This window comes from Bradyrhizobium neotropicale (genome assembly GCF_001641695.1).
GTDB classification, from domain to species: Bacteria; Pseudomonadota; Alphaproteobacteria; order Rhizobiales; family Xanthobacteraceae; genus Bradyrhizobium; species Bradyrhizobium neotropicale.
Genome location: NZ_LSEF01000004.1, coordinates 17,806 through 30,416 on the forward strand (window position 1 = coordinate 17,806; position 12,611 = coordinate 30,416).

12 protein-coding genes are annotated in these 12,611 nt (G+C 60.1%); 4 read left to right on the forward strand and 8 right to left on the reverse strand.

Annotated elements, in window-relative coordinates; genetic code table 11:
- Positions 1 to 8: 8 nt before the first annotated feature.
- The 3 genes from AXW67_RS43535 to AXW67_RS00260 form a co-directional block, all read right to left on the reverse strand.
- On the reverse strand, positions 9 to 386 hold the full coding sequence (locus tag AXW67_RS43535) for an ABC transporter permease family protein (protein WP_245315309.1): 378 nt from the start codon (positions 384 to 386) through the stop codon (positions 9 to 11).
- Positions 383 to 1,963 carry an ABC transporter substrate-binding protein gene (locus AXW67_RS00255; RefSeq protein WP_245315310.1) on the reverse strand — a complete coding sequence of 527 codons (1,581 nt, stop codon included), beginning with the start codon at positions 1,961 to 1,963 and terminating at the stop codon, positions 383 to 385. The genes AXW67_RS43535 and AXW67_RS00255 overlap by 4 nt, the downstream gene beginning before the upstream one ends.
- 191 nt (positions 1,964 to 2,154) lie before the next feature.
- A complete protein-coding gene (locus AXW67_RS00260; protein ID WP_063675728.1) occupies positions 2,155 to 3,489 on the reverse strand; it encodes an NtaA/DmoA family FMN-dependent monooxygenase in 1,335 nt (444 codons plus the stop codon).
- A 1,497-nt stretch (positions 3,490 to 4,986) separates the two neighbouring features.
- Between AXW67_RS00260 and AXW67_RS00265 the strand changes: the two genes are divergently transcribed.
- From AXW67_RS00265 to AXW67_RS00275, 3 genes are all read left to right on the forward strand, one after another.
- On the forward strand, positions 4,987 to 5,718 hold the full coding sequence (locus tag AXW67_RS00265) for a LuxR family transcriptional regulator (RefSeq protein ID WP_245315311.1): 732 nt from the start codon (positions 4,987 to 4,989) through the stop codon (positions 5,716 to 5,718).
- A 79-nt stretch (positions 5,719 to 5,797) separates the two neighbouring features.
- Positions 5,798 to 6,430, forward strand: coding sequence for an acyl-homoserine-lactone synthase (locus tag AXW67_RS00270; RefSeq protein ID WP_063675732.1), 633 nt, complete (start codon positions 5,798 to 5,800; stop codon positions 6,428 to 6,430).
- A 427-nt stretch (positions 6,431 to 6,857) separates the two neighbouring features.
- Positions 6,858 to 7,811, forward strand: a complete 954-nt coding sequence (locus AXW67_RS00275; protein WP_063675734.1) for a LysR family transcriptional regulator — start codon at positions 6,858 to 6,860, stop codon at positions 7,809 to 7,811.
- On the opposite strand, the gene AXW67_RS00280 is transcribed toward AXW67_RS00275, so the two are convergent.
- The 5 genes from AXW67_RS00280 to AXW67_RS00300 all read right to left on the reverse strand — a co-directional run bounded on the left by AXW67_RS00280 (position 7,787) and on the right by AXW67_RS00300 (position 11,431).
- Positions 7,787 to 8,026, reverse strand: coding sequence for a DUF2274 domain-containing protein (locus tag AXW67_RS00280; protein WP_063675736.1), 240 nt, complete (start codon positions 8,024 to 8,026; stop codon positions 7,787 to 7,789). The two genes, AXW67_RS00275 and AXW67_RS00280, sit on opposite strands and share 25 nt — an antisense overlap.
- Before the next feature lie 2 nt (positions 8,027 to 8,028).
- A complete protein-coding gene (locus AXW67_RS00285) occupies positions 8,029 to 9,231 on the reverse strand; it encodes a TraB/TrbI/VirB10 family type IV secretion system protein (protein WP_063675738.1) in 1,203 nt (400 codons plus the stop codon).
- Complete coding sequence (gene trbG / locus AXW67_RS00290) at positions 9,228 to 10,187, reverse strand: P-type conjugative transfer protein TrbG (RefSeq protein ID WP_145927320.1); 960 nt, start codon at positions 10,185 to 10,187, stop codon at positions 9,228 to 9,230. Before trbG ends, AXW67_RS00285 begins: the two co-directional genes overlap by 4 nt.
- Before the next feature lie 17 nt (positions 10,188 to 10,204).
- Positions 10,205 to 10,885, reverse strand: coding sequence for a conjugal transfer protein TrbF (gene trbF, locus AXW67_RS00295; protein ID WP_063675742.1), 681 nt, complete (start codon positions 10,883 to 10,885; stop codon positions 10,205 to 10,207).
- 264 nt (positions 10,886 to 11,149) lie between these two features.
- On the reverse strand, positions 11,150 to 11,431 hold the full coding sequence (locus AXW67_RS00300) for a LexA family protein (RefSeq protein ID WP_063675745.1): 282 nt from the start codon (positions 11,429 to 11,431) through the stop codon (positions 11,150 to 11,152).
- Between the two features lie 38 nt (positions 11,432 to 11,469).
- Here AXW67_RS00300 and AXW67_RS00305 point away from each other — a divergent pair, with 38 nt between their 5' ends.
- Entirely contained in the window at positions 11,470 to 12,600 is a 1,131-nt protein-coding gene (locus AXW67_RS00305) for an IS630 family transposase (RefSeq protein ID WP_063675747.1), read from the forward strand.
- The last annotated feature ends 11 nt before the right edge of the window (positions 12,601 to 12,611 follow it).

Below are 12,611 nucleotides of genomic sequence, written 5' to 3' on the forward strand. Positions count from 1 at the left end.
GTGATGAGCTATGCGGTGATCAGCGCCGCGAGCGCGAGCACAATTGTCGGTCCGATCTGCTCCGCGATGATCTCGGCGACGGGCCGATGCTGCTGATAGGATTGACCGAGATCCCCGTGCCCGATCGCCCAAATGTATTTGGCGTATTGAACACTAAGCGGCTGGTCAAAGCCGTATTTCGCGTTGACCGCCGCAAGTTCTTGCCGGGATGCTTGCCCGACATTGCCGGTCATCACGTTGATGATGATCTGAGCCCGATCGCCGGGCAACAGACATTGAACAAGGAAGGTGAACGTTGCCGCAGCCCACACCACGATGACGCCGGAGGCAAGGCGACGCGCTAGCCAGAAGAGGCGACTATTGGCTGCGATCTTCACAACACTCATTTCTTTCCAGTGAAATAGGCGTCATAAAAGACCGGTTCGCCGACCGACCCGCGGTCCAGCCAAATGTCCTTCAGATTGGGCTGGGCGGCCAAAGTGACGTCCAGGACCGCAAAGCCGACGGCTGGAGCGTTCTCCACGAGCTTGCGCTCGGCCTGCTGATAAAGAGCCGCTCGCTCAGCACCATCGAAGCTCTGTTCCGCCTTCTGAATGACATCCCACAGCGCCAGATCCTGATATCGCGACGGATTGAAGCGATTGAGCTGACCGTTCAGGTCGGGCTTCCAGGAAATACGGAAGATTTCAGCGCCATGAGCAACCCAATAGAGCAGCGCCACCTCGTAGTCGTTGGGACCGAGGTTCCTACCGGCGAAGAAATCCGCTTGATTTGTCGGCTGAAGGCGCACATCAAATCCGGCAACCTTCGCCTGCTGCTGGATGACCTGCAATGCCTGCTCTCCGTCCGGCTTCAAGAACGAGCTGGAATAGGAGATGCGTACCAGGAGCGGCTTGCCATTCTTCAGGCGAATGCCCTCCGCGTTCCGCGCAGTCCAACCGGCCCGATCCAGCAGTTGGTTGGCTTTCCCGAGATCGTAAGGATAGGACTGCCCAAGCTCCCTGATGTATTCTGGCGAGCTCTGGCTGAGCGCACCGTTGCCTTCAAATGGCAAAGATCCCAGGAAGGAGGATTCGATCGCGGCCTTCCGGTCGGCAGCATAGGCAAAGGCCTGACGGACCAGCACATCGTCAAAAGGCGGCCGAGCCGAATACAGTGCAAGGCGCAAGGGGGTGCCGCCCGTAATGTGCCGCAGGACCGTGAAGCGGGAATTGGCGTCTTTCCAGGCGACAGCGGGAATGTCGTAAGCTGCGTCCGATTCACCTGTCAGCAGCGCGCCATAGCGAACAGTCTGGTCCGGGAAGAACTTCCAATCGATCCCATCAACATAGGCCGGACCCTGGTGCTTGGCGGTTGCTGGGGCTGAGTTGTAGTCCGGGTTGCGGCGGAAAATCACGTCCTTGCCGTGATTCCATTTCTCGACGATGAACGGGCCCGACCCGACCGGTTTCTCGCAGTTGGCGGCAAGGCCACGCTTGAGCTCGGTTGGCGACAAAATGCCCTGAGAGGATTGTGCGAGAACATTGACCAGCGGCTGGAATGGTGTCCTCAATGTGATCCGCAGCGTCAAGGGCGCGATCGCGCTTGCCGATTCAAAGCTGTCGGTAAGGTACGGAGCGGCCGTCGGATTGCGAAGATCTGGACTCTCGCTGAGCCACCCATTGATATTGTCGGCGATGGCCTGAGCGTCGACGGGAGTTCCGTCAGTGAATTTCACATTGGGCTTGATCTCAAACGTGTAAGTTTTCTTATCGTCCGAGATCGTCCATGACGTGGCCAGCCACGGCACAATCTGTCCGTCTTGGGTGCGGGCGACCAGATTATCGCTATATTGCCGCTGAAGATACCATTGCTGGACCCAGCCTCCGAACAGGCAAGGCGGCTCCTGGAAATGCCCATAGCGAATAATGCCGCCTCGCTTTGCACTGTCGGCTAAACCTTCCTGAGCAAGCGCCGCGGTCATGACGCCGATTTGCGGCAGGACTGCGAGCGCAAGCCCGATCGACGCTGCGTTTCGCTTGCGCCTGCGCGGCCGCCCCAGTGGAACGCTCAACGATCGTACGACAGATGGAGACATCTCGACCTCCGGTCCACAAGAGTGAAAAGAGCGCGCTCGATAGCGAGTCGCTGTTTTTCGGGGCTGCTACAATCTGGTCAGGCGATCGCCAGTTTTTCGGCTGCTTCGCCCGGGCGTGCGAGACCAAGACGCTCGCGTAAGGTCGTCTCGCGATATTCGGTTCGAAAAAGGCCGCGGCGTTGCAGCACCGGGACGACATGGTCGACAAAAGCGGGCGTACCGTCCTCCAGCACGTCCGGTATGATGTTGAAGCCATCGACTGCGCCAGCGCGGAACCATTCCTCGATCGAATCGGCGATCTGCTCGGGCGCGCCCACCAGCACGCGATGGCCAAAGCCTTGAACGTTGCTGATGATCTCGCGGACCGTCAGGCACTGTCGCACCAGATTTTCGATAGTGCGGTGATGCCCCACGGAAAACGGCACGCTGTTCGGGTCGGGCAACAGCTCTTCGGGAATAGGTTTGTCGAGGTTGAGCTTTTCGGCCGGCAGGTTCATGCCATGCGCAAGCGCAATCAGCGCGGTCGGCAGATCAAGTAGCTCGTCGATCTCCCTCTTTCGGCGCTCGGCCTCCTCTTCGGTACCGCCGATGAAGGTGACGACGCCCGGCAGGATGATCGGGCTAGTCTTTCGCCCGAATTGACGCGCGAGCGCCCGCAGGCGTTCGGATTCGCGCAATGCCGTCGCCAGGTCGCCGGCGGCTGCGAACACGACGTCGGCGCTGCGGGCAGCCAGGCGCAAGCCGGCATCCGATCCTCCAGCCTGAACGATGACGGGATGGCCCTGGGGTGAACCGGGATGGGTGAGCGGGCCGCGGATGGCGAAGGCATTTTTGCTCTGATCAAGGAGCCGGAAACGACCAGGATTGGCGTAGGTTCCAGAAGCCTGATTGGCGATGATGATGTCATCCGACCAGCTGAGCCAAAGTGCCCGGACGGTTTCGATGAAGTCCTCGGCGCGCCCATAACGCTCCTCGCGCCCAAGCTCGCGACCGCCGAAGTTTGCCACCGTCGCTGGGCTCGATGTCGTGACCGCATTCCATGCGACGCGCCCCCCGCTGATGACATCGAGTGATTGGAAGCGGCGCGCCAGATTGTACGGCTCGTTATAGGTCGTCGACGCCGTCGCGATCAGGCCGATATGCCTAGTCTCCCGCGCCATCACGGTCAGAACAAGGGTCGGCTCAAGGCCATTGAGTGGCGGCCGGCGGGTAATGTCGAAGGGAATTGCCGGCGTATCTGCCAGAAAGACCGCGTCCAGCAGGCCACGCTCGGCGACCTTCGCGGCGCGAAGATAATGCTCGATATCGAAGAAAGCGCTCGGATTGGTTCCCGGGCGCCGCCATGCTGCCGCGTGGCCGCCCGCGCCGTGAAGATTGAGACCGAGATGAAGCGTGCGGGTCGCTGACGACATGAAACCTCCAGGCAAGGCCGGCGGGCGCGGTTCGAGGATGAGCGGGGTTGACGAGACTATTTGGCGAGCTGACTTCGCGCTGCTGCGCGGCCGCTTGGCGCGCAGCACTTCCCCCAGAGCATGAGAGCCGGGCGGACCTTGAGAGGTGCGGGAGAATATCGGGCAGGACTGATCAATCGAGGCAAGGCCGTTCGGTTGACCGCACAGTCAGCTGTGGTCACCACACCGCCGCCGAGACGCAAGCTGCGACCGGATTCCCGCAAGGAAGGACGATGAACGGAATTCCGTGGATGTTTGGACCTCCGCGATGTTGTGCCGATCCGCTCGATCCACTGTGTGCGATGGGCCCCCCTGGAACGCGTGATCCTGGGCACGAGCGTCCGCAACGAATGATGTTCCCTCTGGGTTCCGACCGATGGCGGACGGCCAAGAACAACCAGACCAAAGGCGACGGACGCGTGAAGTTTCGCGCGGTTTACGCCGCGATCGATACTTGCCGATCCCCTCGCCCAGGACGATAACGCGCGCCACGAGCCGCCATGACGGCCGGCATTCATGACATCGATGTCGAAGTTAAGCCGCCGGCGTGCGCTCACGTCATCGCTCCACGATGTGCTCGTGAGACGTGATGGGGCGCCTGATCGATGCAGCTGTCTCGATACAGCACCAAGCCAACGCACCTTAGATCTCCGCTCAATTGCGATCTCAAATCGCCCGATGACGAAAGCTGCTCTCATGAAATCTCCACCGCCGATGCGACGATCATCTTGCGTCTGTTTTTAGCGAGAGCTCCAAGACAATCGCAAGAGTTGCGTATTTCAAACTATTCCCGCGGCTTGGCATCGTCTTCTACGACGTTTGCTTTTCACCGCGCGTTTGCATCGACTGCTCTCATCAGTCGAAGTTGGACGCACTCGATCAATGACAGCGAAGCCAGGTCTCACGAACGATCGGTGATGGGGGGATTGAGCACACGAGCAGAGTATTCGGTTCGAAAGTATGAAGTCAGCCGTACACAGAGCGTTTGCCACTCCCATCGTCTCCACGGAGTGCAGTTATAAACCGCGTTAGAGCGCCGCATGATGCCGCGGAACTTTCGGATTGAGGCGAATGTGTCGCTTTACGAAAGACCTTTCAAAGACACGCGAAGATTAACGCAGAAATTCAGCGATGATCTGCGAGTTGATGCAGGATTTCGTCACGGCAAGTCGCAACAAGTGCGAGGTAGGTACGCATTCGCAGATTCGTTACAGCGCGCAAAAGCCAGAAGCGACCTCCATTGCAGTCCCATAGAATAAGAACAGAAAACGCAATTTTGCGCCATCCTGCGCTGGAATACGACAGGCGCACGAAAGTATAAGACCGTCCTTGACCAGAACGAGTTTGCCTTCCACACGAACGCGCTCGCGTGCACCGGGATGATCTCCTTCACCAAACCATCTCCTTATAGACGTTTCGCAGTCCTTAGCTCCCCCCACACATCTATTGGCGCATACGATGATGCACCGCATCTTTCAACGATACGTCGATCTTCTTTCTGCCGCTGAATATGCGGACGGCTTTTCAGAAGCGATGGCGGTTACCGCGACCGCACTCGGTCTGTCCCACTTTGCTTATCTTGCGATGCCGCGGCGGCGCGGCAAGAGGCCACTGGTCATATCGACCTATCCGGTCGACTGGGTCAGCCACTACGTGCGCAGTAGCTATGAGCGCCTGGATCCGATCATTACGCTCGCCTTGGAGAGCACCGAACCATTCAAATGGGGGCTGGACCTGCCATCAAAGCCGCTCTCTGCAGCCCAGCAGAGATTTCTGCATGAAGCTGCTCAGTTTGGCATCTCCCTTGGCTTCACCGTCCCACTTCATGATGAGGACGGCGCGGTTGCCGCACTGACCTTTGCCGCCAACCAAAGGCGGCCGCAATTCGAAAGGTGCGTTGATCTACAGGCGCCTGTTCTTCAGCTGATGGCCAGGTGCTTCCATTGGCAGGTGCGCCGCAAGCTCTTGCAGGAGGTGACGATCGACGGAATCCCGCTGTCTCCTCGCGAGCTCGACTGTCTCGGATGGGCCGCGCGCGGCAAGACCACTTGGGAGATTGGACAGATCCTTGGCATATCTCGCAATACCGCGGCCTACTATCTCAATAGCGCAAGAAACAAGCTCGGGGTCCGGACCGTCGTCCAGGCGGCCATGCGGCTCGCCGCTGCCAAAGCAGATAGGCAAGATTAAGACTCTGGTCCCGCAGAGCTGTAAGGGATGATCTTCACACGCATCTCCTTCAAAGCTTTTCATCTTCTTTGGAGGGGTCATGATTCAGCTCATTACGGAGTCATCGTACGAGGCGTTCTCCTGCACCTTGGCGTCGATGTACAAGTTACGGTACCGGGTCTTTAAGGAACGGCTGGACTGGAGCGTTATAACCAGCGCCGACATGGAGATGGACGAGTTCGATCTCCTTTGTCCAGCCTACCTGGTCCAAACGTCTCCTGACGGAAGCGTCGAAGGTACCGTTCGGCTTTTGCCGACAACGGGACCCACAATGGTCCGTGATACGTTTCCGATGCTTCTTGCGGGACTGCCCGCTCCATTGGACCCGCAGGTCTGGGAGAGCAGCCGGTTCGCAATTGATGTGCCTCCTGACCAACGCAAGGGCGAGCATGGCCTGGCGAAGGCGACATACGAGCTCTTCGCTGGGATGCTCGAGTTCGGTCTCGCGCGCCGACTGAACAGTATCGTCACCGTGACCGACGTGCGGATGGAAAGGATCCTCAAGCGCGCCGGTTGGCCGCTCTCCCGTATCGCGCCTCCCTGCACCATCGGAAACACCCTCGCTCTGGCAGGACACCTCGAGGTCTCGGCAGACGTGCTTCAGAAGGTGCGGGCTGCCGGGGCTATCTCCGGGCCGGTTCTCTGGACGCCGGTCCTATTGGAGGCGGCGTGAATTGCTCAACGTCCCACCGCGCATTGAGTTCGCCAGCGACTTTTCCCGATCCGCCATGTCGAAATCTATCGATTGCCTCCATCAACGAGACCGAAGACACCATCCATCGCGTCGGGTCACCGCTCGCACGCGCTCCAGTCCGATTTTGCCGTCCGGAGAATGTGAATAACCCAAGTCACGAGCATCCTTTCGAACTGGACGTGGTGAGTGAGATGACCGCCGGCGCAAGCTCATCCCCTTCAAGAAAACAGGCGGCGATGTAGATGCAGCTGCCCGCCAGCGCGAGCCTGCAACGTGAAAGCGTCCCGGAAGAGAGGTCTTCGTTGCCCGAGCGATGATCGCGCCGGCCGGCTCACGGCAACCACAACCACCAATCCTCGCAATTGTCTGCACGCCCCTTTCCCGGGCTTCTTTTCAAGGACCAGCTATGGAGCACAACGCAAATTCTGCGGATTTGACGGTCAGAGCCCGACGCCTCAATTTGGACCTCGACCAACTTCGATTGGCGGTTGCCGCAGCTGACTTCGGGAGCTTTCGGCAAGCCGCGGAGAGCTTTTCGATGGCGCAATCGTCCTTCAGCCGTTCTATCCTGCTACTGGAACATGCGCTTGGTATAACAATCTTCGAGCGATCGACTGCTGGTGTAAGAGCTACACCCGCCGGACGCCATTTTCTGCGAACAGCGCGCCCGATCCTTGAACAGATGGATATGCTCGTCGCGAAACCGAAGGCCACCGATCATGGGGAAGGCGACCGCCTCACAATCGGATTCTGCACATCACTGACAACGGGTCATCTCCGGGCGACACTGCTCGAACACAGATTGCGATTTCCGCAAGTCGCGCTTGGAACGGTTGAGCGATCCAGAACGCGATTGGTCACCGCGCTCCGCAATGGCGCGATTGACCTCTATATTGTAGCAGGAGATGTCATCGATGTGGCCAGCAGGAGCGCTCCTCTCTGGAGCGAACGGGTCTTTGTTGCTCTTCCACCCGATCATCCCCTGGCTGAGCTCGATGTCATCTCCTGCGACGATTTGGAGAACCAGAGCATTTTGATCAGCCAATACGATCCGGGGCGCGAACTCGAAGCGCTACTTAACGCAAAACTTGCCACATCGAGGGAGGCGCCGCGGATCGAGCATCGCGATGTGAGCCGCGGAGAGATCAAGAATCTCGTCAGCATGGGCCTCGGCATCAGTCTCGTGCTGGAATCCGATGTTGACGCCAACTCTCCCGATGTCGTCTATCGGGAATTGCGCGATTGTCTGGAAAGCCGGATCTGCTTTTCGGCCGTCTGGCGCGAGGGCAACAAGAACCCGGCTTTGGCGAAGTTCCTTCAGCTCTTGGCGGAGCGCTATCCTTTGTCTTCGGTTGCTTGACGCTTCTTTCGTGACTTGGCAAAGGCGCGATCGGTCGCCATGAAGCGCGCCACCATCGGCGCGATCAGCTTGCCGGGATCGCTGACCTTCTGGCCGGTTTCACACGAGAGGACTTCCGCATACGCAATCAGATCGCGATGCACAGGGGCCGGCAATTCGACGGCCAGTCGAACAGGCTTGTCATCCGGAAGCGCACCAATCTTCAGTCGCATCATTTTCATCCCCTATATGGTTCGAGCACGAGATCGCGGTTGACGATGACCCTCACCGGAAAACCGGGCCGGATCGTCAATGTCGGTTGAATGTTGAGATTGCGGCGGACTACCTGGTCGCCGGCCTGGCTGAGTGACTCTCCTGCCCCGCGCCGCAGCGCCTGGATCAACGCGCCGTTGCTGGTGCCGGTGTCGGCCCCAGAGTTCACCTCGGTCCCAACAGAGAGCAACGTCGACAGGGCCGCAGCTCCCAAGAGCTCCTTCCAGTGGTTGTCGACCTGATCTTCGAGGCCGGCGTAACCCGCGACGTCCGCTCCCGGCTGTCGTTCGAGGACGATCGAGCGTCCATTGGGCATGATCAGACGTGTCCAGACGAGGAGCACGCGCGACTGCCCAAAGGCAACCTGACTGTCATAGATCCCGATCAGCCGGGCTCCTTGCGGGATCAGCCGCGCCCGCCCCGTTGGGGTGTCGTAGACATTTTCGGTCACTTGGGCCGTGATTTGGCCGGGAAGATCGGAGCGGACGCCAGTAATCAGCGCAGCCGGAATCACTGTTCCCGCCTGGACGATAAAGGGCGAAGCTGGCCTCAGCAGGCGATCAGAACTTGTGGTTCGCCGATCAACGGAGGCATTGACGAAGGCAAGCTTGCGATCCTGCCCATTCTGCGCGAAGGCTTCATCGGAAGACGCGGCCCCGTTTGCAGACGTCTCGCTGGTGGGTGTGGTCGCAGCCGTTTGACGAAAATTGGTCGATGCGAATAGCTTGCTGGTGCGTGCGGCCTCGCTTTCCTGATTGCTACGCTGCTTTTCGGCGTCGATCATCGCGAGCGAGCCGGATTGCGCTTGGGCCTGGGCTGCAACGATCGGCCGGCCCAGATCGCCCGGCAAGGGTGGTCCGAGCCGCGGCACGTCACGAGGAATTGCGGCATAATCCTTCGGCAGGGTCGAAACTTCGTCCGCAATAGTGTGATGGTCGGTCGAGTAGAGCTCTTCCGCAGTGGTCTCACGCTTCTCAGGTCTTTGCAGCGCCCAAAGAATAGCTCCAGATACAGCCACGAGAGTAAGACCTGCAGCCGCAATCAAGGCCTTCCGCGACAGGCGTGCGACGCGGGGCCGGTCAGGCCGCAAGCGCAAAGATTGCGCAATCTGCTCGCGCGATTCCGGTCGAGCCGGCTCGCGGCTGGTCAGATCTTCGGGATTGCTCATAGCGATCTCCCATCAGTGCGCACGATGCGGACCTTCTGCTGGCCTTCGCCGCCGAGGCGCAGTTCTGCGGCCGCAAACAGCCGATCCACAATGAGGAGATTGCCGTAGGCGCGGTAATTGACGATCTGGGTCTTGCCGTCCGAACCAACGACAAATAGCGGCGGCATCTCGCCCTGGGTGATGCCGACAGAGAATTCGATGTAGACTTTGCGCCCATCATCATAGGCGCCTAAGGGGCGCCAGGGTGGGCTGTCTCCCTCGATCGCATAGCGATAGCGCCGCTCGGCCACATCCGGAATGTAGGGCGTCGGCGAGACCGTTTTGCCAGGAGCAGAGCGAGGTTTCGGGTAGAACCAGGCAACCGAAGGCATATAGGGTTTTTCCCGAGAGCGGAGCTCAACCAAATAGGTGCGGCGGTCGGTATTGACGACGAGATTGGTCTGAAGCGAGGGGCGCGTTGGCTTGACCATGATGTGCACGCGGCGCGCATCTGCCTCGCCACTTTCGGTATCGCCCACCACCCAGCGTACCGTATCGCCTGCGGCCACCGGGCCCGAGCCGATCAGCTGCTCACCGGGCTCGAGCGCAATGTCGGTAATCTGTCCTGGTGCTGCGTAGATCTGGTAAAGCGCGCCAGGGCTATAGGGAAACACCTGCACCGCGTTGAAATACCCGCCCTTGCGAGGTTCAACACGCGCAGCCTCATTGGCATTCTCGATCCGCTCGATCGGCTCCTTGGCTTCACCCGTCTTGCCGCCGCGCGCCGGCGTCCAGGCGGGCGGAACGTGAAGCGGCTTTGCCCGTTCATCGGCCAAGGCCGGCAGGTCGGGCGCGGGCGGGATTTCGCCGTCATAGCTGATCTGCGGCGGCTTGAATGTGGTGCAGCCGCCAAGCGTAAATACACCAATCAGGAGTGTGGACACGGCGCCCTGTCGGAGCCTCCGGAGCGGCGGCACGAGAAGTGGAGAGGTCACTATCCGAACTCCTTCGACCAGTTGATGGCGTTGACGTAAATGCCGAGCGGATTTTTACGAAGACGATCGATATCGCGTGGCGGCTCAACGATGATGGCAAGGATCGCGCTCCAGCGCTCGGTCGCGGCGAGCTGGCCGTTGTCATAGCGCCGCTCGGTCCAGGTGACGCGGAAGCTATCGGGCGAAGCCCGGATCACGCTCGAGATCTCCACCGCCACTTGCGTTTTCCCAAGCTTGGCGAAGGGATCATTGTTGCGGGCATAGTCGTTGAGCGCGGCTGCGCCCCGGTCCGTGGTGAAGTCATAGGCGCGCAGCCAGTCCTGGCGCAGCACGATGGCGTCCAGCGGAAGGCCGCGCACATGCTCGATGAAACGGGCCAGATGGAAGGCGATTTGCGGATCGCTCGGTCGATGGGAGCCATTTGCCGGGGCTATGGTTCTCGCTTCGCCCAGCCGATCAACTTCAACGACCCAGGGCGTCACCGTTCCCTGTGCCGCCTGCCAGACGAGGGCGCTCGCAAATCCCGCCGACAAAAACAGGCAAGCAAAGGCCATCAGACGCCAGTTCTTGGCCTGCACACGCGCCGAGCCAATACGATCGTCCCAGACCTGGGCTGCCTTCTGATAGGACGTGACCGGCTCGGGCGTGCGGCCATAGTGAACGGCCGATCGTTTGAACATGAAAGTGATCTCCTCAAATTGAAACCGGCAGATTGTGCGCCGCTCGTGTTGAGCGCCGCTCTTGTTGGTGCCGCGCTTGTTAGTGCCGTTCTTGGCCGGAAAGGACGGGATGTATCTTCAGCGCCATCATAGGTCTTTCTCTTTGAGATCCACCGATGCGCCACCGCCCGCGTGATCGCCGGCGCGAAGGGCATTCGTGGCGGCTGTCGCGCCCTGCTGGATTGTTTGCGCGCGCTTGGCGCGCCGTGCCCAGCTAGTGGTTCATCACAGTGATTTTGACGTTTTGATACCGAGCCATCCGAGGATAGGCAACTTTTCGGGTGGCAAGAGGATCTCGATGCTTCGAGCGACGCCGGGCTGGCGACGAATGAACCCGTTGCGTTCGAGGGTGAGGATCATCTGGTGGACTGACGGCGGGCTGACGCGGAAATGCCGCTGGATGTCGGCCTCGGCGGGCGGCTGTCCGAACATGTACGAGTAGGTATGGATGAAAGCGAGATAGTGTCCCTGCTTCTCGGTGAAGTGCGCGCCTGATTTTTGACTCATAGCTGGATTCGTCCCGGCCTCCGACAAGGAGGCGAAGCATGAATGTACGTTATCGGGTCGAATTGAGCCAAGCCGAGCGGGACGAACTGACGGCAATGCTCGGCGGCGGCACGCATTCCGCCCGCAAACTCAAACGGGCTCAGATTGTGCTGGCGGCCGATTCAGGCAGCTGCGACGCGGAGATTGCCCGAACCGTCCGGGTCAGCCTTTCCACCGTCGGCCGGACCAAACGCCGTTTCGTAGAAGGCAATCTGGAGCGGGCCTTGAGTGAGGAGCCGCGTCCGGGCGCGGAACGCAAGCTGACAGGCAAGGAAGAGGCCCTGCTGGTGGCGACGGCATGCGCCAAGCCGCCCGCCGGCCGCAAACGCTGGACGCTGACATTGCTGGCCGACGCGATGGTCAAGCTCACCGATCACGCCAGCCTGTCGGGCGAGACCGTGCGCCGCCGGCTGGCCGACAACGACCTCAAGCCGTGGCGCCGGGATATGTGGTGCATTCCTCATGTCGACGGCGAATACGTCGCCCGGATGGAGGATGTGCTCGATCTCTACGCCGAGGCGCCGGATCCCGAGCGGCCCCTGGTTTGCTTCGACGAGACCCCAGTCCAGCTGATCGGCGAGGTACGCCAGCCGATCCCTGCCCAACCGGGACAGCGCGAGCGCTACGATTACGAATATCGCCGCAACGGTACCGTCAATCTCTTCGTCACCTTCGATCCGCATCGCGGCTGGCGCAATGTCAAGGTTACAGACCACCGCGCCGCGGTCGACTACGCGCACTGCATGCGCGAACTCGTCGACGTCCACTATCCCAATGCCGCCTGCATCCGTGTGGTGCAGGACAATCTGTCGATTCATACGGCCGGCGCGCTATATCAGGCATTTGCGCCTGCCGAGGCCCGTCGCATCCTGCGCCGCCTCGAGTTCCACTACACCCCGAAACACGCCAGCTGGCTCAATATGGTCGAGTGCGAGATCAGCGTGCTGCAGCGCCAGTGTCTCGGCCGTCGCATCGACGATCCCAAAAGGCTTCGAAAAGAAATCGCAGCATGGCAACGGCAGCGAAACAAGGCGCGAGACCGCATCAAATGGATGTTCACAACCGACAAAGCCCGCGCCAAACTCGGTCGCGCCTATCCAGTTGCCGCCAAAGAGTCAAAACCACTGTGATGAACCACTAG